Origin of the sequence: Roseomonas sp. CAU 1739 (assembly GCF_039839775.1) — a bacterium.
Classification (GTDB): Bacteria; Pseudomonadota; Alphaproteobacteria; order Acetobacterales; family Acetobacteraceae; genus Neoroseomonas.
On record NZ_JBDOQQ010000004.1, the window covers coordinates 111284 to 135846 of the forward strand.

The 24563-nt window shown below is 69.7% G+C and carries 19 protein-coding genes; 13 read left to right on the top strand and 6 right to left on the bottom strand.

What is annotated here, in order from left to right; translation table 11 throughout:
- Positions 1-2: 2 nt before the first annotated feature.
- Positions 3-896 carry a LysR family transcriptional regulator gene (locus tag AAFN86_RS09050; protein ID WP_347542973.1) on the bottom strand — a complete coding sequence of 298 codons (894 nt, stop codon included), beginning with the start codon at positions 894-896 and terminating at the stop codon, positions 3-5.
- A 238-nt stretch (positions 897-1134) separates the two neighbouring features.
- On the opposite strand from AAFN86_RS09050, the gene AAFN86_RS09055 reads away from it, so the two are divergent.
- The 6 genes from AAFN86_RS09055 (at position 1135) to AAFN86_RS09080 (ending at position 7398) form a co-directional block, all read left to right on the top strand.
- Positions 1135-1470, top strand: coding sequence for a carboxymuconolactone decarboxylase family protein (locus AAFN86_RS09055; protein ID WP_347542974.1), 336 nt, complete (start codon positions 1135-1137; stop codon positions 1468-1470).
- Between the two features lie 4 nt (positions 1471-1474).
- The gene (locus AAFN86_RS09060; RefSeq protein ID WP_347542975.1) at positions 1475-2410 is read left to right on the top strand and encodes an NAD(P)-dependent oxidoreductase; all 936 of its coding nucleotides are present in this window, start codon (positions 1475-1477) and stop codon (positions 2408-2410) included.
- A gap of 5 nt (positions 2411-2415) precedes the next feature.
- The gene (locus AAFN86_RS09065; protein ID WP_347542976.1) at positions 2416-4398 is read left to right on the top strand and encodes an FAD-dependent oxidoreductase; all 1983 of its coding nucleotides are present in this window, start codon (positions 2416-2418) and stop codon (positions 4396-4398) included.
- On the top strand, positions 4395-5189 hold the full coding sequence (locus AAFN86_RS09070; protein ID WP_347542977.1) for an N-acyl homoserine lactonase family protein: 795 nt from the start codon (positions 4395-4397) through the stop codon (positions 5187-5189). The genes AAFN86_RS09065 and AAFN86_RS09070 overlap by 4 nt, the downstream gene beginning before the upstream one ends.
- A 61-nt stretch (positions 5190-5250) precedes the next feature.
- Positions 5251-6237 carry a tripartite tricarboxylate transporter substrate binding protein gene (locus AAFN86_RS09075; protein ID WP_347542978.1) on the top strand — a complete coding sequence of 329 codons (987 nt, stop codon included), beginning with the start codon at positions 5251-5253 and terminating at the stop codon, positions 6235-6237.
- A gap of 156 nt (positions 6238-6393) precedes the next feature.
- The gene (locus AAFN86_RS09080; protein ID WP_347542979.1) at positions 6394-7398 is read left to right on the top strand and encodes an aldo/keto reductase; all 1005 of its coding nucleotides are present in this window, start codon (positions 6394-6396) and stop codon (positions 7396-7398) included.
- A 6-nt stretch (positions 7399-7404) separates the two neighbouring features.
- Here AAFN86_RS09080 and iolE read toward each other — a convergent pair whose 3' ends face one another.
- Together iolE and iolD are read right to left on the bottom strand one after the other, a co-directional pair.
- Complete coding sequence (gene iolE / locus AAFN86_RS09085) at positions 7405-8295, bottom strand: myo-inosose-2 dehydratase (protein ID WP_347542980.1); 891 nt, start codon at positions 8293-8295, stop codon at positions 7405-7407.
- Position 8296: 1 nt separating this feature from the next.
- On the bottom strand, positions 8297-10129 hold the full coding sequence (gene iolD / locus AAFN86_RS09090) for a 3D-(3,5/4)-trihydroxycyclohexane-1,2-dione acylhydrolase (decyclizing) (RefSeq protein WP_347542981.1): 1833 nt from the start codon (positions 10127-10129) through the stop codon (positions 8297-8299).
- Between the two features lie 82 nt (positions 10130-10211).
- Here iolD and iolG point away from each other — a divergent pair, with 82 nt between their 5' ends.
- From iolG to AAFN86_RS09125, 7 genes are all read left to right on the top strand, one after another.
- The gene (gene iolG / locus AAFN86_RS09095; RefSeq protein ID WP_347542982.1) at positions 10212-11210 is read left to right on the top strand and encodes an inositol 2-dehydrogenase; all 999 of its coding nucleotides are present in this window, start codon (positions 10212-10214) and stop codon (positions 11208-11210) included.
- Positions 11207-11989, top strand: coding sequence for an SDR family oxidoreductase (locus tag AAFN86_RS09100; protein WP_347542983.1), 783 nt, complete (start codon positions 11207-11209; stop codon positions 11987-11989). The genes iolG and AAFN86_RS09100 overlap by 4 nt, the downstream gene beginning before the upstream one ends.
- Positions 11986-12762, top strand: coding sequence for an inositol monophosphatase family protein (locus AAFN86_RS09105; protein WP_347542984.1), 777 nt, complete (start codon positions 11986-11988; stop codon positions 12760-12762). The genes AAFN86_RS09100 and AAFN86_RS09105 overlap by 4 nt, the downstream gene beginning before the upstream one ends.
- 81 nt (positions 12763-12843) lie before the next feature.
- The gene (locus AAFN86_RS09110) at positions 12844-13872 is read left to right on the top strand and encodes an ABC transporter substrate-binding protein (protein ID WP_347542985.1); all 1029 of its coding nucleotides are present in this window, start codon (positions 12844-12846) and stop codon (positions 13870-13872) included.
- Positions 13873-13878: 6 nt separating this feature from the next.
- Complete coding sequence (locus AAFN86_RS09115; RefSeq protein WP_347542986.1) at positions 13879-16053, top strand: iron ABC transporter permease; 2175 nt, start codon at positions 13879-13881, stop codon at positions 16051-16053.
- A 74-nt stretch (positions 16054-16127) separates the two neighbouring features.
- The gene (locus AAFN86_RS09120; RefSeq protein ID WP_347542987.1) at positions 16128-17162 is read left to right on the top strand and encodes an ABC transporter ATP-binding protein; all 1035 of its coding nucleotides are present in this window, start codon (positions 16128-16130) and stop codon (positions 17160-17162) included.
- 122 nt (positions 17163-17284) lie between these two features.
- On the top strand, positions 17285-19549 hold the full coding sequence (locus AAFN86_RS09125) for a penicillin acylase family protein (protein WP_347542988.1): 2265 nt from the start codon (positions 17285-17287) through the stop codon (positions 19547-19549).
- 156 nt (positions 19550-19705) lie between these two features.
- Here the strand turns inward: AAFN86_RS09125 and AAFN86_RS09130 are convergent, their stop codons facing one another.
- The 3 genes from AAFN86_RS09130 to AAFN86_RS09140 are packed head-to-tail and all read right to left on the bottom strand — an operon-like array spanning position 19706 to position 24096.
- Positions 19706-21406, bottom strand: coding sequence for an acyl-CoA dehydrogenase family protein (locus AAFN86_RS09130; RefSeq protein ID WP_347542989.1), 1701 nt, complete (start codon positions 21404-21406; stop codon positions 19706-19708).
- Positions 21407-21446: 40 nt separating this feature from the next.
- Positions 21447-22853 (bottom strand): saccharopine dehydrogenase C-terminal domain-containing protein, encoded by a 1407-nt coding sequence (locus AAFN86_RS09135; RefSeq protein WP_347542990.1) that lies wholly within the window; start codon positions 22851-22853, stop codon positions 21447-21449.
- Positions 22854-22872: 19 nt separating this feature from the next.
- Entirely contained in the window at positions 22873-24096 is a 1224-nt protein-coding gene (locus AAFN86_RS09140; protein ID WP_347542991.1) for a type III PLP-dependent enzyme, read from the bottom strand.
- Between the last annotated feature and the right edge of the window lie 467 nt (positions 24097-24563).

Sequence of the window (24563 nt, forward strand, 5' to 3'; positions counted from 1 at the left end):
GGTCAGATCCCGAGCAGGCGCGGAACCTCTCGCCGCAGATGCGCAACGAAGTGCGCCATGATCGCGGACCGGGGCGCCGAGCGGGCACGGATCAACAGCGTCTTCATCTCGATCCCCGGCCGCAGGCGGCGTGCGACCAGGCCCGGAAGCGGAAAGGTGTTCAGGAGGAAGGGCTCGACGAGCGCGATGCCCGCGCCGTGGAACGCGAGCGCCATGCCGGTCATCGACATGCTCACCTGCGCGCTGATGTGCGGCACGATCCCGGCTTCCGACAGCGCGCGGTCCACATAACCGCGCAGCGGCGCGCGCGGCAGGATGGTGACGATTGGCATGCCATCGAGCTGTCGGATCGCAACCTCCTCCTGCTGCGCGAGCGGATGATCATCCCGCATCACGCAGGCGACGCCGGCAGTGACGAGCACCTCGGTCTCGACCTCGGGATGCACGATGGGCTCGAGGCCGACGCCGAGCTCGACCTCCCGGCTGACCACGCGGTCGAGAAGTTCGGAGGAGGCGAGGGCCTGCAGCACGACGCGCACGCCCGGGCGCTCCGCCATGAAGGACGCGACGGCGGCGGCCAAATACCCGTTGGCGATCGGGAAGGCACCGGCGAGCGAGAGGGTCCCGATGCTGCCGCCCTTCAGGTCGCGCAACTGGCGCCCCACGGAATCTAGCCGGGCGAAGATCGCCTCGATGTCCGGCAGGATGGCCTCGGCTTCCGGCGTCGGCTGCAGTCGGCCGCCGATGCGGCGGAACAGCGGGATGCGCAGCTGCGTCTCGCAATGCTTGAGCACGATGCTGACCGAAGGCTGCGTCACGCCGAGCAGCCGCGCCGCACCGGTCACCGTGCCCGCGCGCATGACGGCGTGGAACACCTCGAGCTGACGCAGGTTCATCGCGGGCCTCCCCGGTAACCTATAAACGACATCAATGGGCTATGGCAGGCATTGCGGTGGACCGCCGCCCCCATGGCTGGAATGCTCCCGGTGTTGGTGCCGCAAGGCGCCGGCGCGGGGTGGAAATGCAAGGCTTCGGGACAGGACGCCGATGGTGGCCTGGCAAAGCCTGTGGCGTGCCCACGCCGGCGCCTGCGCTTCGCACCGCCGAGATCGTGACGCTGCACAGGAGATGCCCATGGCCGCCCCGCCTTCCGCCCGCCGCGACCGGATCAACCCGGCCTTCCCGAAGCTGGTGGAGATGACGAACCAGTACGTCTATGGCGACGTCTGGGAACGCCCGCAGTTGTCGAAGCGCGACCGCAGCCTGGTCACCATCGCCGCGCTGGTCGCGCTCGGCTGGCAGGACCAGCTGAACAGCCATATCGGCCGTGGCCTGGCCAACGGGCTGACGCGGGAGGAGGTGAGCGAGATCATCACCCACCTCGCCATGTATTCCGGCTGGCCTTCCGCCATGACCGCCGCGCATGTCGCGGTAGATGTGTTCGACGCGCAGGACAAGGCGAAGGGCTGAAGCCATGAAAGTCGGATTCATCGGCCTCGGCACGATGGGGGCCTTCATGGCCGCCAATCTCCAGAAGGCCGGGCATCAGCTCGTCATCCACGACATTCGCCGCGAAGCGGGCGCGAACCGCCTTGCTGCAGGCGCCATCTGGGCTGACAGCCCCAAGGCGGTGGCCGAGCAATGCGAGGTGATCTTCACCTCGCTGCCCGGTCCCAAGGAGGTCGAGCCGGTCGTCTTCGGTGCCGATGGCATCCTGGCCGGCGTGCAAAAGGGCGCCGCCTATTTCGACCTGTCCACCAACGCCCAATCCCTGGTGCGGCGCTTCGCCGAGGCGCTGGCCGGGAAAGGCGCCTTCGGCTTCGACGCGCCGGTCAGCGGAGGGCCGAAGGGGGCCGAGACCGGCAAGCTCGCCATCTGGGTCGGCGGCGACCGCGAGATGTTCGACAAGTACAAGCATGTGCTCGACGCCTTCGGCGACCAGGCGGCCTATATCGGCCCTGTCGGTACCGCGACGGTGGCGAAGCTGGTCCACAACATGGCCGGCTACGCGATCCAGACGGCCATGGCGGAAGTCTTCTCGATGGGTGTGAAGGCGGGGATGGACCCGCTCGACCTGTGGACGGCGATCCGCCAGGGTTCGCTGGGCCGGCGGCGCACCTTCGACCGCGTGACCGACCAGTTCCTGGTCGACAAATACGATCCGCCGGCCTTCTCGCTGAAGCTCGCGCACAAGGATGTCTCGCTCGCGGTGCAGATGGGCCGGGACCTCGGCGTGCCGATGCGCTTCTGCAACCTGACGCTGGAGGAGATGAACGAGGCGATGAATCGCGGCTGGGAGAACCTCGACAGCCGGGTGCCGATGAAACTGCAGCTCGAGCGCGCGGGCGTGACCATCAAGTGCGACCCCGCGGCGGTGCAGGCGGTGCTCGACGCCGACAAGGTGAAGTAGCCGCCATGCCGTCGCTGCTGCAGCGCCCTGGCATGATCGGCCGCCTGCGCATGAAGAACCGCCTCGTCATGGCGCCGATGGGGACGAACTTCAGCACCAGCGACGGGCTCTCGACCGAGCGTGACCGTGCCTATTACGAGGAACGCGCCAGGGGCGGCGTCGCCGCCATCGTCACCGAGGCGATGGCGGTCAGCGCCGGCGGGCGCGCGCACAACAATTCGCTGTGGATCTATCACGATCGCTTCATTCCCGGCCTGGCGCGGCTGGTGGAGTCGATCAAGCGGCATGACTGCCTGACCATCGGGCAGCTGAATCATCGCGGCGGGCTGCTGCGGCGGATGGTGCTGAACATGGAACCCGTGGGGCCCTCGCCCTGGCGAAACCCCAATACGGGCGACGCGGTACGGCCGCTCGACAAGGCCGGGATCGTGGAGATCCAGAAGGATTTCGTCACCGCCGCCCGGCGACTGTGGCAGGCGGGCTATGACGCGGTCGAGCTGCACGCCGCCAATGGCTACCTGTTCCAGCAGTTTCTGACCGCGCGCATCAACAAGCGCACCGACGAATACGGCGGCAGCCTGGCGAACCGCGCGCGGCTGCTGCTGGAAACGGTGCATCGCCTGCGCGATGCGCTGCCGGATTTCCCGCTCTGGGTCCGCATCTCCTGCACCGAGTATTGCGAGGATGGCTACCCGATCGAGGAGATGGTGGACCTCGCCTGCATGCTGGAAGCGGCGGGGGTGAGCGCGCTCGACCTGTCGGGCGGTACCAATGAAAGCCCGGCGCTGTCGCGCTTCTGCATCCAGCCGCCATCGATGCCGCGCCGCACGCTGGAACCGCACGCAAAGCCGATCACCGACGCGGTGGGCATTCCCACCATCATCGCCGGCCGCATCGTCACACCCGAGGATGCCGAGGCCGTGCTGGCGAGCGGTGCCGCGGACTATGTCTCGCTCGGCCGCGCGCTCACCGCGGATGCGCATTGGCCGCGCAAGGCCTTGGGCGAGTCCGCCGTGCCGATCCGGCTCTGCATATCGTGCAACGTGTGCTTCGAGCGGCTGACGCTGGAACGGGACGTCGCCTGCGTGACCAACCCGATGCTTGGCACGGAACTCGAAGCGCCGGAGTTCTCGGAACCGCCGCTCGCCCCGGCCGCGCAGTGCCAGCGCATCCTGGTCCTGGGCGCCGGCGTCGGCGGGATGGAGGTGGCACGCCTTGCCGCCGCGCGCGGGCACGAGGTCGAGGTCTGGGAGAAGGCGGCCCGACCGGGTGGGCAGATCCACCTGGCGGTCGCCGCACCGGACAAGGAGGAGGTGCGCCCGCTGTGGACGTGGCGCTGGGACCAGGCGATGGCGGCCGGCGTCAAGGTTCGCTGCGGCGTCGAGGCAACCACCGGCATGATCCGTGGTTTCGCGCCCGACCATGTCGTGCTCGCAACCGGCGCGCGGCCGCGGCCGCTGGAACTGCCGGGTGCGGTGGCGCTGCAGGCCTGGGACGTCATCCTCGATCCCGCGCTGGTGCCCGAAGGCGCGGGCGTGGCGGTGATCGGCGGCGGCATCGTCGGGCTGGAAGTGGCTGAGATCCTTGCCCTGCGGCGCTGCCGCATCACCGTGCTCGAAGCCATGTCCGCCATCGCGCCGTCCATGGCGCGCAACAACCGGACTGACATCATGATCCGGCTGCGCGCCGCAGGCGTTGCCTTCCACACCGGCGCGCGCGCCGACCGGCTGGAAGACGGCGTGCTGCACTTCGAACACGGCGGCGCGTCGCAGCGGTTGGGCGGCGTCACGCATGTCATCGCCGCGGTCGGCGCCCTGCCGAACCGCGATGCGCTGGCCGTCGTCGAGGCGACCGGCCTGCCCCATACGCTGATCGGCGATGCCAATCAGCCGGGCGACTACCTGTCCGTGCTGCGCGATGCGTGGATGGTCGGGCTCGCGCTTGGCCTTCGTCCTGCCGCCGCCATCACCCCGGAGAACGCCGCATGAACGAGCCGACCTATCGCGTCTATGCGCTGCGCTATGCGATGCGCGATGCCCGCCGCCACGAGCACTTCATCGGCGGCGACCCGCATGATGCGCCGATGCCGATGGACTATTTCGTCTGGGTCGCGGTGAACGAGGACCGCGCCGTCGTCATCGACACTGGCTTCACCGCTGAGGTCGCCGCACGGCGCAAGCGCAGCTACCTGCGCTGCCCGATCGAGAGCCTGCCGCTGATCGGCGTCGATCCCGCCGCGGTGGAGGACGTGGTCATCACCCACCTGCACTACGACCATGTCGGCAGCTTCCACAAATTCGCGCATGCACGCTTCCACCTGCAGGAAGCCGAGATGCACTACGCCTGTGGCCACTTCATGAAGCACAGGAAGCTGCGCCATTCCTTCGAGGTCGAGGACGTGGTCGGCATCGTGCGCATGACCTACGCCGACCGCACGGTCTTCCACATGGGCGACAGTGAGGTCGCGCCGGGCATCACGCTGCATGCCGTCGGCGGCCATTCCGCGGGGTTGCAATGCGTGCGGGTGAACACCGCGCGCGGCCAGGTGGTTCTCGCCTCCGACGTCACGCATTTCTATGAGAACATGGATAGCGGGCGACCCTTCACCACCTGCTTCCATGTCGGGCTGATGCTGGACGGCTTCGACCGGCTGCGCGCGCTCGCACCCAGCCCGCGCCACATCGTGCCGGGCCACGACCCGGAGGTGATGCGGCGCTACCCGGCCGTGCCCGGCCTCGAGGGAATTGCGGTGGAACTGCACCGGCAACCATCCGACTGACCATCGCTGAACACGCAAACGGCGCAGGTCCAAGGCGCCGGCACGACGGGAGGAAGACATCATGACGACACTGAGCCGCCGCATCCTGCTGGGGGCGTCGCTGGCTTTGCCCGGCATTGCCCATGCACAGGGCTTCCCGGGCCGTCCGCTGCGCATCGTCGTGCCTTTTCCGCCGGGTGGCGCGGCCGACATCACGGCGCGGCTGGTGGCGGACCGCATGGCGGTGCTGCTCGGCCAGCCCGTGGTGATCGACAACCGCCCGGGCGCGGGCGGCAACATCGCCGGAGAGGCCGTGGCGCGCAGCGCGCCGGACGGGTACACGCTGTTCCTGGGCGGCGCCACCATCCTCTGCGCCAACAAGTACCTCTATCGCGGCGGGATGCCGTTCGACGGACTGACCGACTTCTCACACGTCTCGCGCGTGTCGGTCGGCACGACGCTGATGGTGGTGCGTGCCGACAAGCCGTGGCAATCCTTCCAGGACCTCGTGGCCGATGCGAAGCGGCGGCCGGGGCAGATCAGCGCGGGCTCCTCCGGCCTCGGCACGATCAGCCATCTCAGCCTGGCCAAGATGATGCGCTCGGCGGGCATCGAGATCACGCATGTGCCCTATCGCGGCCTGGCGCCGAGTCTCAACGACCTGATCGCCGGCAATGTCGACATCATCTTCGACGGCATTCCCGCCATCATCCCCCATGTGCGCGAAGGGCGCCTGCGCGCGCTCGCCGTGGGCAGCCAGCAGCGTGTCACCTATGTGCCGGGCATCGAGCAGACGCCGGGCATGGCGGAACTGCTCCCGGGTTCCGGAATGGACATTGCGTTCTGGTACTGCCTGTCGGGGGCGGCCAATACGCCGGCGCCCATCGTGGCGGAGTTGCATCGTGCGACGGTGGCTGCCGTGCGGCAGGACAACTATCGCGAAAGGCTGACGCCACTGGGCTTCACGCCGGTATGGGATGAAAGCCCCGAGGCACTGGTCGGCTTCATCCGGAGCCAGGATGCGGTCTGGCGGGAATTGGTGGACCTGTCCGGCGCGCGGCTTGATTGACCGTCCCGCGATGACGGGCGGCGTGGGTGGTTGCACCGTGCCAAGCGCAGGATGCTGCGTGGCCGATGCGCAGGACGCGGCGCCCTGCCGGGGAATGAGGACAGCAGCGCCTCGCAATGCTACGCCCGCACCGATCTGAAAAGGGGACCGCATCGGATGAACTACCGCAATCTCGGGCGGAGCGGGCTGAAGGTCTCGCCGCTGTGCCTCGGCGCCATGATGTTCGGCGGCGCCACCGATGAGCCGACCAGCCGGCGCATCGTCGACCGCGCCCGCGAACAGGGGGTCAACTTCATCGACACGGCCGACGGCTACAATGGCGGTCAGTCGGAAGAAGTGGTGGGCCGCGCCATCGCCGCCCACCGCGGCTGGTGGGTGCTGGCAACGAAGATGGCCAACCCGATGGCGCCGGGCCCGAACGGCCGCGGCCTGTCGCGGCGCTACGCCTTCCTGGCCGTCGAGGCGAGCCTGCGCCGCCTGGGCACCGACGTGATCGACATCCTGTATCTGCACAAGGAGGATCACGACACGCCGCTCGAGGAGACGGTCCGCGCCCTGGCGGACCTGGTCCGCGCCGGTCGGATCCGGCACTTTGGCGTTTCCAATCACCGCGCCTGGCGGATCGCCGAGATCTGCCGGCTGTGCGATGAGGCGGGCATCGATCGCCCGGTTGTCAGCCAGCCCCTCTACAACGCGTTGAACCGCATGGTGGAGGTCGAGCAACTGCCGGCCTGCGCGCATCTCGGCCTTGGCGTGTTTCCGTACTCGCCGCTGGCGCGCGGCGTACTGACGGGAAAGTACCGCGGCGATGCGCCGCCGCCCGCCGGCACCCGTGCCGCGCGGCAGGATAAGCGCATGATGGAAACTGAGTGGCGCCCCGAAAGCCTGCGCATTGCCGAGGCCATGGCCGCCCATGCCGCGGCGCGGGGCATCACGGCGGGACAATTCGCGCTCGCCTGGGTGTTGCACAACCGCCTGGTCACCGGGGTCGTCACCGGGCCCCGGACGGAGCAGCAGTGGGAGGACTATGTCGGCGCCCTGGCCTACCGTTTCACGCCGGAAGACGAGGTGCTGGTCGATGGTCTGGTTGTCCCGGGCCACCCGTCGACGCCGGGCTACAACGATCCGGCCTACCCGCTGGAAGGACGCCCCTTGCGCTGAAGGCTGTCAGGCCGCGAAGGCGCGCGCCGCCAGCGTGGCGGCGCAGTCGTGGCCCATGCGGGCATAGGTGGGGGGGTGGGCCTTCGCCGGATCCTGCTCCGCCTCGACCACCAGCCAGCCCGCGTAGCCCCCTTGCGCCAGCGCGCCGAACACCGCCGCGAAATCCACCGTGCCATCGCCGGGCACGGTGAAGACGCCCTCCAGCACCGCCGCCAGGAAAGGCAGGTCGCGCCGTAGCGTCTGCGCCATCACCGAAGCGCGCACATCCTTGCAGTGCACATGCACGATGCGGGCGGCATGGCGCTGCGCGGCACGGATCGGGTCCCCTCCGGAATAGGTCAGGTGCCCGGTGTCGAGCAGCAATCCGACATCCGGTCCGGTCTCGGCCATCAGGTGGTCGATCTCGGCCTCCGACTGGATCACCGTGCCCATGTGGTGGTGATAGGCGATGCGCAGCCCGCGCGCGGCCATGCGCTGCCCCATCTCGGTCATGCGCGGTGCCAGCACGGCCCAGTCCCCATCGGACAGTATCGGGCGGCGCGACAGCGGCATCGTCCGATCGCCATGGATGGCGCGCGAGACCTCTGCGAAGACGCAGGCGGTGCAGCCCATCGCCCGCAGCAGGGCGATATGCGGTTCCGCCGCCGCCATCTCGGCATCCACATCGCGTTCCAGCAACCGCGACCCATACCAGCCGGAGGCCAGCGCCAGCCCATGCCGTGCGAGGATCGGCCCCAGCTTGGCGGCGTCGCGGGGGAACTTGTTGCCCAGTTCCACCCCGGCGAATCCCGCCTGTTTCGCCTCGGCGAGACAGGTCTCGAGCGGTGTCTCCGCGCCCAGCTCCGGCATGTCGTCATTGGTCCAGGTCAGCGGATTGATGGCGAGGCGGATGGTCATCTCAGGCTCCGAGGCGCTGGCGCGCGCGGTTCGTGTCGTAGTCGGCGCGGGCGCGCTTCTGCGCGTCGTCGCGCGGGGCGGCGGTGACCGGCACGTCCCACCAGGCGCCTCCCTCCTGCGTCGAGGCCTGCGGGTCCGTCGCCACCACCAGCACCGTGGTGCGCTTTGCGCCGAAGGCGCGGGGCAGGGCGGCTTCCAGTCCGGCGACGCCATCCACTGCGACAGCCTCCGCGCCGAGGCTCGCCGCATGGGCGGCGAAATCCACCGCCGGTGCTGCATCGGCCAGAAGGTTGTTGAACGGCGCCCCGCCGGTGCCGCGCTGCAGCCGGTTGATGCAGCCGAATCCGCGATTGTCGAGCAGCACGATGGTCAGCTTCGCGCCCATCGCCACGGAGGTCGCGATCTCGCTGTTCATCATCAGGTAGGACCCGTCGCCGACCATCACGACGACCTCGCGTTTCGGCATGGCCAGCTTGGCGCCGAGACCGCCGGCGATCTCGTACCCCATGCAGGAGAAGCCGTATTCGAGGTGGTAGGACGCCGCATCGGTGGCCCGCCACAGCTTGTGCAATTCCCCCGGCAGCCCGCCGGCGGCGCAGACGACGATGCCGTCGCGCGGCATGGCACGGTTCACCGCACCGAGCACCTGCGCGTCGCTTGGCAGCGCGCCCGGTGCCGGCGCGGCGGTGATCCGGTCGACCGTCGCGTTCCACCGCCTGCTGGCGGTTGCGGCGCGCTGCGTCCAGGCCTCCGGCGCTGCCCAGCCTTCCAGGGTCGCACCCAGAGCCACCAGCCCGCGCGCGGCATCCGCGACCAGCGGCAGCGCGCCGTGCTTCACGGCATCGAAATTCCCAACATTCAGACCGACCAGCCGCGCTTGCGCGAACAACGCGCGCGACCCGGTGGTAAAATCCTGCAACCGCGTGCCGATGGCCAGCACCAGGTCGGCCTTCGCCGCCAGAGCATTCGCCGCTTCCGTCCCGGTCACGCCAATGGCGCCGGCATTGCGCGGATGGTCCCAGGGCAGGCTGCCCTTGCCGGCCTGCGTCTCGGCGATGGGGATGCCATGGGCCTCGGCGAATTGTGCCAGCGCGGCCTCGGCACGGGCGTATTTCACCCCGCCCCCGGCGATGATCAGCGGGCGCCTCGCCTGGCGCATCGCCGCCGCCGCCTCGGCCAGTTCGTGTGCATCGGGTTCCGGCGCGCGCGGGCGATGCAGGCGCTGGCGGAAGAACTCGGCCGGGTAGTCGAAGGCCTCGGCCTGCACATCCTGCGGGAAGGCGATGGTCGCCGGGCCGCATGCCGCGGGGTCCGTCAGCACGCGCAACGCGGCGGGCAGGCTCGCGAGCAGTTGCTCGGGTCGCGTGATGCGGTCGAAGAAGCGCGACACCGGACGGAAGCAGTCATTGGCGCTGATCGTCGCATCGCCGAAGGCTTCCACCTGCTGCAACACCGGGTCCGGCCGCCGGTCGGCAAACACGTCGCCCGGCAGGAACAGCACCGGCAACCGGTTCACATGCGCGACGGCCGCCGCCGTGACCATGTTCGTCGCCCCCGGCCCGACCGAACTCGTGCAGGCCATCATCCGCCGCCGCGCGTAGGTCTTGGCGTAGGCGATCGCGGCATGCGCCATCGCCTGTTCGTTATGCGCGCGGAAGGTCGGTAGCCGCTTACCGGCGGCCTGCAGCGCCGGCCCCAGCCCCGCGACGTTGCCATGCCCGAAAATGGCGAAGACCCCGCCGAACAACGGCAGGCGCTTGCCGTCGATCTCCGTCTCCTGGGCCGCCAGGAAACGGATCGTCGCCTCGGCCGCGGTGAGGCGGATGGTCGCCATGACGTTTCCCTCGAGGATTTGACGGCGCGGTAGTGTTACGGATGGATGCAGAGGGCCACAAGCGGCCCCTCAAGGGAACGCCATGCTCGTCTTCGCGCAGTTCGGTGCCGGCCGGATCGGGGCCATCCACGCCGCCAACATCGCCGCCAGCGGCGGGGCGCGCCTCGCCCATGTTGTCGATGTTCATGAGGCGGCGGCCGCTTCGCTCGCCGCCCGCCATAGCGCCGAATCCTCCGATGCGCTGACGGCGCTGCGGGATCCGTCGGTGGGCGCGGTGATCATCGCGTCCTCCACCGATACCCATGCCGATCTGGTCATCGCGGCGGCGAAGGCGGGCAAGGCGATCTTCTGCGAAAAGCCGATCGACCTGTCGCTGGCGCGGGTGGACCAGGCGATCGCCGCCGTCCAGGCCGCCGGCGTGCCGATGCTGGTCGGCTTCAACCGCCGCTTCGACCCGAGTTTCGCCGAGCTGCACCGCCGCATCCGCACCGGGGCCATCGGCGCAGTCGAACAGGTGATCATCACCAGCCGCGACCCCGGCCTGCCGCCGGTCGAATACCTCCAGGTCTCCGGCGGCCAGTTCCGCGACATGACGATCCACGATTTCGACATGGCGCGCTGGATGTTGGGGGAAGAACCGGTCGAGGTCTTCGCCTATGGCGCAGCCCTTGTGGACCCCGCCGTCGCCGAGGTCGGCGACACCGATTCCTGCATGGTCCTGCTGCGCACCGCATCCGGTCGGATGGCGCATATCAACAATTCCCGCCGCGCTTCCTACGGCTACGATCAGCGCGTGGAGGTGCATGGCAGCCTCGGCCGCCTGATGGCCGGCAACCGCGTGCCCACCACGGTCGAACAGGCCGACGCGCAATCGGACAGCCGCGAGAAGCCGCTGCATTTCTTCCTCGAACGCTACGCGGATGCCTATCGTATCGAACTCGCTGCCTTCATCGAGGCGGTAACCAAGGGCACGCCCATGCCGGTCGGCGCGCAGGATGGCCGCCAGGCGCTGGTCCTCGCCGAGGCCGCGCTGCGATCCCTGCGCGACAACCGCCCCGTCAAGGTGAGCGAGGTCGCATGAGCGCGCTGCTGCCGGTATCGCTGCAGGGCCGCGTGGTGCTGATCACCGGCGGCACCCAGGGCATCGGGGAGGGCATTGCCCGTGGTGCCGCCGAGGCCGGTGCGGCGGGCATCTGCGTCACCGGCCGCGATGCGGCGCGCGGCGCGCGTGTCGCGGATGCGCTCGGCGTGCCGGCCTGCTTCGTGGCTGCGGATCTGACCGACGCCACGGCCACCGCCCGCATCGTCGCGCAGGCGGAAGCCGCACTTGGCCCGGTCGATGCGCTGGTGAACGCCGCCGGCCTGACGGATCGCGGCACCATTGCCGACACATCGGTCGAGCTCTGGGACCGCCTGTTCGCCGTGAATGCCCGCGCGCCGTTCATCCTGACCCAGGCGATGGCGCGGCGGCTGAAGGCGCTGGGCCGGCCGGGCAGCATCGTCAACGTCATCACCATGTCGAGCCATGGCGGCCAGCCTTTCCTGACCGCTTATGCCGCATCCAAGGGCGCACTCGCGACGTTGACCAAGAACACCGCCCACGGCCTGCGCGCCGACCGCATCCGCGTGAACGGCATCAATCTCGGCTGGGCCGACACGCCAGGGGAACACGCCATCCAGGCGCGGGACGGCAATCCTCCCGACTGGCTGGATCGCGCAGCACCTACGCAGCCCTTCGGCCGGCTGATCGAACCGCGCGACGTGGCGGGCCTCGCGGTCTATCTGCTGTCCGACGCCGCGGCGATGATGACCGGCGCGCTGATCGACTTCGACCAGAATGTGATGGGAGCCTATGGATGACCGACCTCGCCCGCCGCCGTGACGCCGCCGCTGCCATTGCGATTGAGGCGGCAGCGCTCGCGGCGCGCCTGCGCTCCGAAGGCGGCGGCGTCGCCAGCCTGAAGGGCGCGCAGGACTTCATCACCGAGGCCGACGGCGCGACCGAGCGCTTCATCCGTGGCCGGCTCGAAGAACACTTCCCCGGCGAGGCGATCCTTGGCGAGGAGATGGGCGGGGTGCCGGACACCACCGGCCCGCTCTGGGTGCTCGACCCTATCGACGGCACCTCCAACTTCGCGCGCGGCGGCGACCGCTGGTGCGTCTCGATCGGCCTGGTCATCGCTGGCCGTGCCGTCGCCGGTGCGATCGCGCGCCATGCGCCCGCCGAAATCTTCGCCGCCGCGGAGGGGCTCGGCGCATCGCTGAACGGCGTGCCGATCCGCGCCGCGCCCACCACCGATATCGGTCGTGCCATCATCGAATGCGGCTGGTCGCTGCGCCTGCCGATCGCCGACTTCCACCGCATGGCGGCCGCCGTCACCGCGCTCGGCGCCGGGGTGCGATCAGGCGGGTCGGGCGCGCTGGGGCTGGTGGACAGCGCGGCGGGGCGGCTCGACGCCTATCTTGAACGCCACATCAATTCCTGGGACGCGGCGGCGGCCATCGTCATCGCGCGCGAGGCCGGCTGCTGGACCAACGGCTTCGACAGCGGCGACTGGCTTGCCCGCGGCAACCCGATCGGCGTCGGTGCCCCGGCGCTCGCCGCCCAGCTCGCCGCCCTGCTGGAGGCTTGAACGGACGGCACGGACAGGGCGTAATTGCGTCATCATAATCGGACCGGGGCGCCAAGCCCTGGCCGTGGGAGGTTCACCATCATGGCGCTCCGTCGTCCGCTCATCCTCGCCGCTGTCGCCTTCTCCGCCCTGCTGCCGGTCGCGGCGCGGGCGCAGGGCAACCTGACCGTCTATTGCTCGGTGCAGGAGGAATGGTGCCGCCCGATGGTGGCGGCCTTCGAGCGTGCCACGGGCGTCCGCGTCGCCATGACGCGCAAATCCTCCGGCGAGACGCTGACGCAGATCCGCGCCGAAGCGTCCAACCCGCGCGGCGATGTCTGGTGGGGCGGCACCGGCGACCCGCACATGCAGGCGGGGCAGGAGAACCTGACTGAGGAATACCGCTCCCCGCGCCTGCCCGAGCTGCAGCCCTGGGCGGTGCGCCAGGCGGAACAGGCGCAGTTCCGCACCGTCGGCATCTATGCTGGCGCGCTAGGCTATTCCTACAACACCACCGAACTGCTGCGTCGTCGCATCACCGCGCCGCGCTGCTGGGCGGACCTGGCGAAGCCGGAATTCCGCGGCGAGGTGCAGGTGGCCGATCCGAACACCTCCGGTACCTCCTACACCATGCTCGCGACGCTGGTGCAGCTGATGGGGGAGGAACCCGCCTTCACCTATCTCCGCGCCCTGCATCGCAACGTGAACCAGTACACACGGTCCGGTGCCGCGCCGGCACGCGCGGCAGCGACCGGGGAAACGCTGGTCGGCATCACCTTCCTCCATGACGCCGTGACGCAGAAGATCGCCGGCGCGCCGGTCGAGATCGTCGCCCCTTGTGAGGGCACCGGCTACGAGATCGGGTCGATGTCGATCATCCGCGGCGCTCGGAACATGGAGAATGCGCGCCGCTTCTACGACTGGGCCCTGAGCCCCGAGGCGCAGGCCATCGCCGGCACCGCCAATTCCTTCCAGCTGCCGTCGAACCGCGCCTCGCCGATCCCGCCCCAGGCGCCGCGCTTCGAGGATGTGCGCCTGATCGACTACGACTTCGCCCGCTGGGGCAGCGCCGAGGAGCGCACCCGCCTGTTGCAGCGCTGGGACCGTGAGGTGCGTGCCGGCGCGCGCTGACCTGCCATGGGGGCGCTGACGCTCGGACGCCTCGCGCTCCTCGCCGCACTGGCCGGGCTGCTGTTGGCACCCTGGCATGGGTTGGAGAACGGCGCGGCGGACCTCGCAGCCTGGCCATCCGGCGTCGCGGCGCCGCTGGTGACGCTGCTGCTCGGCGGCGACCGTTGGTGGCTTTGGCCCATCGTGGCATTGGTGCTCGGCGCGGCGCCGGCCCTGATGGCCGGGCGGGCGCCAGGACGGCTGCTGGCTTGGTGCGGTGCGGCGATCGTCGCGCTGGTCTTCGCCCAGGGCTACGCGATTGGCCTGCACGGAGCCGATCTGTCGATGTTCGGCACGGTGGGGCCGCAGCCGGCGCTGGGCTGGGGCGGTGCGCTGGTGATCGGCGGCGCGCTCGGGCTGCTCGCCGCCGGCTTCGCCGCGCAGGGCCGCTTCGGCGGCGACGCCTTCATTGCCTTTCTCGTCACCGGCAGTGCCGGCCTGTTGCTGCTGTTCGTCTTCGTACCGCTCGCCACGATCCTGGCCGCAGCGGTGATGGATGAGGGGCGCTTCGCCCCCGCCGCCCTCACGCAGCGGCTGAGCGCGGCCGAGGCCTGGAGCCTTGCCTGCGTCAGCACCCACCAGGGCTGCGGCGTGGTGTGGAACACCTTGGCCTTGGCGACGCTGGCGGCGCTGCTGTCCACCGCCATCGGCCTCGCCTTCGCATTGCTGTCGGCGCGCGGCCAGGTGCGCGCGCCGGCGGTCTTCCGCGCCATGACGATATTGCCGCTGATCACGCCGCCCTTCGTCGTCTCGCTGGCGCTGATCGTGCTGTTCGGCCGCGCGGGGCTGGTGACAACGGCGCTGTGGGATTGGTTCGACATCCCGCGCAGCCGGTGGATCTATGGCCTGCCCGGCGTGCTGCTGGCGCAGGTGCTGGCCCAGGCGCCGATCGCCTTCGTGCTGCTGGAAGGCGCCGTGCGCGCGATCGGGCCGTCGCTGGAAGAAGCCGCCTCGACCATGGGGGCGCGCCGCTTCACCGTGTTCCGCACGGTGACCTGGCCCTTGCTGCGCCCGGCGCTGGCGGCCTGCCTGCTGCTCGCCTTCGTCGAGAGCCTCGCGGATTTCGGCAATCCGCTGGTACTGGGCGGCGATTTCGACGTGTTGTCGACGCGCATCTTCTTCGCCATCGCCGGAGCGCGGAACGACCCCGGACGTGCGGCCGCGTTGGCGCTGCTGTTGCTGGCGCTGACGCTCGGCGCCTTCGCCTTGCAGGCGCTGTGGCTGGGCCGACGCAAATACACGACGGTGACGGGGAAGGGGGATTCCGGCGTGCCGGCGCCGCTGCCGCGCGGGTTGAAATTCGCCTGCGGTGCGGTCGCCTGGCCATGGATGGCGTTCACCGCCGTGGTCTACGGCATCATCCTGGTGGGTGGCTTCGTGCGTGATATCGGGCGGGGCGACATGTCCTTCACCTGGCGCCATTTCCTCACGGGATTCGAGGTGGAATGGCTGGACGGCCCGGCCTTCCGCGGTTCCGCCTGGGACAGCCTGTTCACCACCATCGAGGTCGCGGCGATCTCGGCACCATTGACGGCGGGGCTCGGCATCCTGCTCGCCTGGTTGCTGGCGCGGCAGGCATTTCCCGGACGGCGGACACTGGAATTCATGACCATGCTGTCCTTCGCGATTCCGGGCACGGTGGTCGGCGTGTCCTACATCATGGCCTTCAACCTGCCGCCGGTGGAACTGACCGGCACCATGCTGATCCTGGTGATATGCTTCGTGTTCCGTAACCTGCCGGTCGGCGTGCGCGGCGGCATCGCAGCGTTGGCACAGATCGACAAATCGCTGGACGAAGCATCGGCCACCATGGGCGGCGGCGCGCTGCAGACGCTGCGCCGCGTGGTGCTGCCGCTGCTGCGCCCCGCGATCGTCGCAGCGCTGGCCTTCAGCTTCGTTCATGCGATGACGGCGGTCTCGGCGGTGATCTTCCTGGTCTCGGCACGGCACAACCTTGCCACCGTCTATATCGTCGGACGGGTGGAGGCGGGGGAGATGGCGCTCGCCATCGCCTATTCCACAGTGTTGATCGTGGTCATGCTGGCGGTGGTACTGGGCATCGAGAAGCTGGTCGGCCGCGCGCAGATCGGCCGTCGTGCCGCGACGCCGGTGCCGGCGACGCCCATGCGGGCAGGGGCGTGAGCGTGCCGGCGAGCATCGCGCCGTGTCCGCGATGCATGCGCGCGCCCTGAGGACCTGAAACGGATGCACCATCCATGACCGACGCCGCCATCCACTTCACCGGCGTCACCAAGGCCTTCGGCCTGGTGCGTGCGGTGGACGACATCACCTTCGACCTGCCGCAGGGTGCGCTGGTCACCCTGCTGGGCCCGTCCGGCTGTGGCAAGACGACGACGTTGCGGCTGGTGGCGGGCCTCGAACTGCCGACAGCGGGGCGGATCGAGATCGAGGGGCGCGACGTAACGCGCCTGGCCGCGGCCGAGCGCCGCATCGCCATGGTGTTCCAGTCCTATGCGTTGTTCCCGCACATGAACGTGCTGGAGAACGTCTCCTATGGCCTCGTGGTGAACGGCGCGCGGCGCCAGGCCGCCGAAGCCGAAGCGACCGAGATGCTGAAGACGCTGGGGCTCGAAGGCCTTGGGGCGCGTCTGCCGGCGGAATTGTCGGGCGGCCAGCAGCAGCGCGTCGCGGTTGCGCGTGCGCTGGTGCTGCGTCCGCAGGTCCTGTTGTTCGACGAACCGCTGTCCAACCTCGACGCCCGCCTGCGCCGCCGCGTGCGGGAGGATATCCGTGACCTGCAGAAGCGGCTCGGGCTGTCGGTCGTCTACGTCACCCATGACCAGCAGGAGGCGCTGGCCGTTTCCGACCTGGTGGTGGTGATGCGCGATGGCCGCATCGCGCAGAAGGGCACGCCGACGCAATTATACGAGGATCCCGCCGACGCCTTCATCGCCGACTTCATGGGGGAGGCGAATGTCCTGGCTGGCGAGGTGCTCGGTCCGGGCCGCATCGCCGTTGGCGGGGCTGTGCTGGAGACGGTGATGCGCGACCATCCAGCGGGTATGGCGACGCTCGCGGTGCGCCCGGAATCGATCCGGCTGGCGGAGCCAAGTGAAGCGGGGCTGCCCGGTCGGGTCCAGCGCGCCGCCTTCCTCGGTCAGACGCGGGAGTATGAGGTGGAGACGGCGGCCGGCACGTTGTTCGTCGTCACCCCGGCCGCCGCACCAGCCTGGGATGAAGGGGCGGCAGTGGCCTGTCGGATGGAGCGCGTCATCCCCCTGCGCGGCTGAGGGCGCGTGCCGGCCGGACCGGGCGGCGGCCGCGCCGCCGGGGCCCGGCAGCCGGGGTGCCGCCGTGACAGCCCTGGACCCGCAGCCCAGAATGGCACCGCGCGAACAGGACAGGATCCGGCATGACCATACCCACGGACGAATTCATCATCCCCGGCCTGCCTGCGGAGGCCGAGATCGTGATCGACCGCTGGGGCATTCCGCATATTCGCTCCTCGACCGAGGCCGGCGCCTTCTTCGCCCAGGGCTTCAACGCCGCGCGCGACCGGCTGTGGCAGATGGACACCTGGCGCAAGCGCGGCCTGGGCCTCCTCGCCGGCGACCTTGGCGCCGCCTATGTCGAACGCGACCAGGCGGCCCGCCTGCTGCTCTATCGCGGCGACATGGCCGCGGAATGGGCCGAATACGGGCCCGACGCGCAGGCCTGGACCACCGCCTTCGCGGCCGGCATCAACGCCTATGTCGACCTCGTCGCGCGCGATCCTGCGCGCCTGCCGCTTGAATTCCGCTTGCTTGGCACGCAGCCGGCGCATTGGTCGCCGGAAGACATCGTCCGCTGCCGCACCCATGCCCGCGTGCGCAACCTGGATGCCGAGGTGACGCGCAACAACATCGTTGCGCGATTCGGCATCGAGGCCGACCGCTTCCACAAGCTCCTGGAGCCCGCCTGGACGGTGGTGGTGCCCGAAGGCTGGGCCGCCGAACCGATCCCGCCCGAGGTGATGCGCGCCTATCTGCTCGCCACCGAGCCCAACGCCATCGGCACCGGCACGCCGAGCGAACCGGTGGCACTCGACAACCAGGGCAGCAACAACTGGGCGCTGGCGCCATCGCGCACCACGACCGGCCGCGCCATCCTGGCGAGCGATCCGCATCGCGTGCATGAACAGCCCTCGCTGCGCTACATCGCGCATCTGAGTGCGCCGGGCCTCGATGTGATCGGCGCCGGCGAGCCCGCGGTGCCCGGCGTCAGCCTTGGCCACAACGACGTGCTGGCCTTCTCGCTGACCATCCATCCGACCGACCAGGAAGACCTCTACGTCTACGAGTTGCATCCCGAGGACGCCGAGCTCTACCGCTATGGCGAGGGCTGGGAGCGGATGCGCCAGGTGGTGGAACACATCGCGGTCCGTGGCGAGGCGCCGCGCGCCGTCACGCTGCGCTTCACCCGCCACGGTCCGGTCCTGCATCACGACGCCACACGCAATCGCGCCTATGCGCTGCGCAGCGTCTGGCAGTTGCCGGGCACCGCCGCCTACCTCGCCAGCCTGAACTACCTGAAGGCGCGGAATTTCGAGGACTATGCGAAGGCGTTGGAAGGCTGGGGCGCGCCATCGACCAACCATGTCGTCGCCGATGTGGCGGGCAATATCGGCTGGGCCGCGGCCGGCATGGTGCCGATCCGTCCGAGCTGGGACGGGCTGTTGCCGGTGCCCGGCGACGGGCGGCACGAATGGGCCGGCATCATGCGGTCTTCCGGCCTGCCGCGGGCGACCAATCCGCCGGCGGGTTGGCTCGGCACGGCCAACCAGATGAACCTGCCGCCCGGCTACGACCACGCGACGAGGAAGACTGGTTTCGAATGGACGGATGGCGCGCGCTTCGCCCGCCTGTCCGAGGCGCTGTCCGGTGAGCGCCGATGGTCGATTGCCGAGACGCTGGGCCTGCAATCCGATGTGACCTGCATCCCCGCGCGCCGGCTCTGCGCCCTGCTGGCCCGCCTGTCGGACGCGCATCCGGCTTGGGCGATGCTGGCCGGATGGGATCACCGCCTCACGGCCGAAAGTGGCCCCGCCGCCCTGTTCGAGATCTGGTTCGCGAAGCACCTGGTGCCCGGCGTCATGCGCGACCTGTCGCCGGAAGGCCTGCCGGCCCTGGTGGCCGTGCCCGACACGCAATTGATCCTGCATATCCTGGAGGGTGACGAGCATGTTGCCCGGCGCGATCCCCTGCTGCGCACTACGCTTGTCGCCGCCTGGGAGGAAGCCGTGGGCCTGCTCGGCCCGGACCCCGTGCAATGGGCCTGGGGCCGGTTGCATCAGGGATATTTCGAGCATCCCCTGTCGCGCTTCGCACCGGCGCTGGCCGCACGGCTGGATGTGGGGCCGGCGCCCAGGGGTGGGTCCAACCTCACCATCAACAACAATGGCTGGCGCGCGAAGGACTTCCGGGTGATCTCCGGCGTGTCCTGGCGGATGGTGCTCGATGTCGGCGACTGGGACGCCAGCGTCACCATCAACAGCCCCGGCCAGTCCGGCGATCCGGACAGCCCGCACTACCGCGACCTGTTTGCGCGCTGGGCGCGCGACGAATACGTCCCGCTGCTGTTCACACGGGCCGCGGTAGATGATGCGGCGGAACGACGGATCATCCTGCGCGCCGGATAGAGCGTGATCGCTACAGGTGGACTCACCGAAGGCGTGAATCACACGATCAAACAAAGGCATGGAGCAGGAGGCGTCAGCGAAAGCGAACGGATCCTGCTCGTGTGTGGCGATCGGGTCGGCCCTGCCGGTGGCGCGCCGCCCCATGCGCCCGACGCATCACGGGTTGCCGGGATCGGGCAGGAGTGAGTCGGCGATGGTCTCAGTCTGCGCGGCGAGCGGGTCGCGCGGCAGCACCCGATGCGCCAGCACCATCGCCGCCAGGCTGCGCCGTTCGCCCCGGCCTGTCGCCGCCGCTTCCCAGGCCATCGCGGTCGCGGAGGCGATGTTGTACAGGGCAGTTGCCGCCTGCCGCGCCAGGACCGGCCCGCCATCCCCGCCGGCATGCCGCGCCAGGGCGAAGGCCCGCGCCGTGGCATCGGCCAGGCCGGGCAGCGCTTCGGAGGTGGCGGCACGCAACCCGCCGAGATGCGCCTCCAGCGCCTCCAGGGAGCCTTCCCGCGCCGCCGCGCGCAGCACGTCGAGCGCGACAATGTTGCTCGTGCCTTCCCAGATCGAGCCGAGATGCGCGTCGCGCACCAGCCGCGCATCGGGGAAGTCCTCGATGTAGCCACAGCCGCCGCGCACTTCCATCGCATCGCCGGTGACGACCCGCGCATCCCGGCAGGCGCGGAACTTCACCAGCGGCGTCAGGATGCGCAGCAGGGCATAGGCTCCGGCTTCGCCGGCATCCGACCGGCGCAACGCATCCGCGGTCTGGAACACCATGCTGCGCGCCTGTTCGGCACGGACCAGCATCTTGGCGAGTTGCCGGCGCATCAACGGCAGCGCGACGATCGGCGTGCCGAAGGCGATGCGGCGATGGGCGATGAACAGCGCCTCGGTCACCGCGCGGCGCATCATCCCCGCCGCGCGCACGCCGTTGGACAGGCGCGAATTGTTCACCATGTCGGCCATCTGGCGCATGCCCGCGCCGGGATCGCCGATCATCCAGGCCGTCGCGCCCTGCAGCGTGATCTCGCCGGACGCCATCGAACGCGTGCCGAGCTTCTCCTTCAACCGCACGATGCGGTAGCGGTTGGCGCTGCCATCGGGCAGCCTGCGCGGCAGCAGGAACAGCGACACGCCCTTGATGCCGGCGGGCGCGCCTTCGGGACGCGCCAGCACCATCGCCAGTTCCGCATCGGCATTGGAACAGAACCATTTGTCGCCGGTCAGCGCCCACGACCCGTCGCCATTTGGCGCGGCGGTCACGGCGGTGTTCGCGATGTCCGACCCCGCGCCCTGTTCGGTCATGAACATCGCGCCCTGGTACAGGTCGTCCATGTCCTGCGAGGTGAGCGCCGGCAGGTAGCGTTCGACCAGATCCGGCGCGCCGAATTTGCGCAGCGTGCGCGTCAGGCTGTCGGTCATCGAGACGGGGCAGCACAGGCCGAATTCGGCCTGCACGAACAGATAGGTGATCGCATACTTCGCGGCCGCGGGCATCGGCGCCGGCCAATCCAGCACACCCGCGCGATGCGACAGCGCCGCCAGGCCGTACTCGCCGAAGGCAAGGCGCTCCATCGCGCGATAGGCCGGGTGGTAGTCGATGGATTGCGCGTCCTCCCCGCGCCGCGTGCGGTGAACGAGTTCCGGCGGGTTCACATCCGCCGTCGCGGCAAGGTCGGCAAGCCGCCCACCAGCCAGCCCGCCGAGCCGATCCAGATGCGGCGCCAGATGCGCCAGCAGGTCGGACGGCAGATACAGCGGCAGCAGCGCCGCGAAGGTCGGATCGGCGCGGTAGAGGTTGATGCCGTGGCTGTCCGGCACGGCCTCGGCGCCGACCGGGGCGGGGCGGTTGGGGCGGATGATGGTCATGGGCGTCTCCTCGGCTTGAGGATACGCCCATGACGCGCGGTCAGACGACCCGGAAGTTGCGGAACTGCCAGGGGTCGTCGGTGTCGACATCCTCGGGGAACAGGGCGCCGCGATCCTGCAGCGGGGTCCAGTCGGAATACACGCCGGCCATCTCGCCGAGATAGGGCAGGCAGATCTCCAGCGCCCGCGCATGGTCCAGCTCATCGGCCTCCAGCACGCCCTGGTTCGGGTTCTCGATGGCATGCACCAGGCCGGCGAGCACCGCGACGCAGACCTGCAGCGAGGTCGCATTGTTGTGCGGCGCCAGCGCGCGCGCTTCGTCCACCGTCAGGCGCGACCCATACCAATACGCGCCGTTCGCATGCCCCATCAGCAGCACGCCGAGTTCATCCATGCCCGAGGTGATCTCGTCCATCATCAGTCGCTTCGCGGGCTGGATCTCCCAGTTGCGGCCGGCGAATTCATGCACCGACAGCACCGCGTCGTCGCAGGGGTGATAGGCGTAATGCGCCGTCGGCCGATGGACCACCGCGCCCTTGTCGTCGCGCAGGGTGTAGTAGTCGGCAAGCGAGATGGATTCGTTGTGCGTGATCAGCCACGCATGCATCGGCCCTTCCAGCGGCGTCCAGGACCGTACGCGCGTCGAAGCGCCCGGGCGCATCAGGTAAATCGCGGCATCGCAGCCGAAATCGTGGCGACGGCCATCCGTCGGCAGCGCCTTCTCGTGGCTGCCCCAGCCGAGCTCGGCGGGCTGGCAGCCTTCGCCGGTGAAACCGTCGATCGACCAGGTATTGACGAATTCGCCGCGCTTCTTGGGGCGGCCGGCCGCGACCTGCGTGTCGCGTTCCGCGATGTGGATGACCTTTACGCCAAGATCGGCCGCGAGCTTCGCCCAGCCCTCGCGGCTGGCCGGCACCGTGGTGTCGTGGCCGGTGTCGTTCGCGATGTTCAGCATCGCCTGCTTCACGAAATGCGAGACGAGGCCCGGATTGGCGCCATGCGTCGTCACCGCGGTCGGCCCGGCGCCGGTCTTCAGCGCCAGCGCCGATTCGCGCAGCGCATAGTTCGACCGCTGCGACGGCGACAGCAACGGGTCGGTGTAGCCGCCGAGCCAGGGCTCAATGCAGGTGTCGAGATACAGCGCGCCAATCTCCCGGCACAGCGTGATCAACGCGACGGAGGACACATCGACCGACAGGTTGCACAGGAAGTCGCCCCGCGACAGGCGCGCGCGCAACTCGGCCTCGTAGTTCTCGCGCGTGATCGGCAGCACGCTGTGCTTCACGCCCATCTCGGCCGCGATCGCCGCGCCGCGGTCATCGGAGGTGACGATCTCGATGCGGTCCTTCGGCATGTCGATATGGCGCAGGATCAGCGGCAGGACGCCCTGGCCGATCGAACCGAAGCCGAGCATGACCATGCGGCCCGCGAAGGCGGCGTGCTTCATCGTTCTGTCTTCCTCAAAATCAGGCGGCGCGCGCCGCGACGGCTTCATAGCCCGCGGTCGTCAGCATGGGCGAATCGGACACTTCAGTGACATGGGCACGGTCGAATCCGTTGAAGGCGGTGCGCAGCGCGGTGCCGTAGGCGCCGAGCTGGCCGATCTCGATCCAGTCGCCTTCCGCGACGTCGGCGGGCAGCGTCCAGGGGCCGCGCATCACATCGGCGCTGTCACAGGTCGGGCCGAACAGCGTGAAGGTGCGCGTGACCTCGGCGGCCTCCGCATCCGGGCGGACCAGCCGATGAGGAAACCTGAATCCGGGCGCGCCGGCATCAGACAGCGCGCCATAGACGCCATCATTGACATACAGCGCATCGCCGCGCCGCTGCTGCACCTGCACGACCACCGACGCACCGCCCGCCACCAGCGCGCGGCCGGGTTCGGCCCACAGCCGCACGCCCTGCGGCAGAAGCGCCGCACCGTCGCGGATCGCATCCATGAAGGCGGCCAGCGGGGGCGGCTCGGATCCCGGATACGCCACCGGGAAGCCGCCACCGACATCGACGACCTCGACCGCCACGCCGGACGCCGCGATGACCTGGGCCGCCAGCGCCAGCGCGCGTGTCCAGGCGGACGGGTCCATGCACTGCGATCCCACATGGAAGGACAGGCCAAGCCGCGCGGCATGGGGGCGCGCCGCGCGCAGCAGGGCGGCGGCCTCGGCCGGCGCCGCGCCGAACTTGCCCGACAGGTCATAGGCCGCATTGCCCTTCGGCAGCGCCAGCCGCACGACCAGGCCGAGATCATCCCCGTCGCCCGTCTCCTGCAGGATCTTCGTGAGTTCGGCGTCGGTATCGAGGACGAAGTCGCGCACGCCATGCTGCGACCAGGCCGCACGGATCGCGCCGCGCGACTTCACCGGATGCATGAAATGGATCGCGGCCTCGGGGAACAGCGACCGCACCAGTCGCACCTCGGCCTCGGATGCGCAGTCGAAATGCGCCACGCCGCCCGCGGCGATGGCGCGCAGCATCGTCGGCTCGGCATTGCACTTCACGGCATACAGGACGTCGCCTGGAAAGGCGGCCATGAAGGCGCGCGCGGCATCGCTCACGGCATGCGGGCGCAGGCAATGGACGGGTTCCTCCGGCCGCAGAGACGCGACCACGGCATCGACGGTGGCGCGGCGGGCGGTGGCGGCGGGGCGGCGGAGCGGCGCTACGGCGCCGCGCGGACGGATCTGGGTCATCGCATCAGGTCTTTCGGGCAAGAAGGACGCGCCCGCCGCCGCGCCTCGACCCGTTCGGGTGGGCGCGGCGGCGGGGAGTGAGGAAGCCTGCCGGCGGACCGCCACGGACGACGCCCCGCGACCCCCTCGGCCCTTGCGGGCTTAGGGACGGGACGGCGGCGCAGCGGCGCGGATCAGGCGCTGCGGCTTGTGCGATGGCTTCTCATCGCAAGGCGGCGGTCAGGCGACACAGGCGGCTCCCTCGAACCTTCCGGCCCACACGCATGGCCGGATCGAACAAAGGACGCGTCCCGTCGTTGCTTGTGGCCCGTCATAAGACCGGGCCTCGCGGCACGTGCGATGGCGTCAGCACCCCACCCTTGGGGTGCGGGCCGGAAACTATGCAGCCGTTCGGCAAGATTCAAGTGAAATTTCGCGAGCCCGGCATGAACGGCGCGCATATGGGCCGGATGACAGCGTAGGATGGC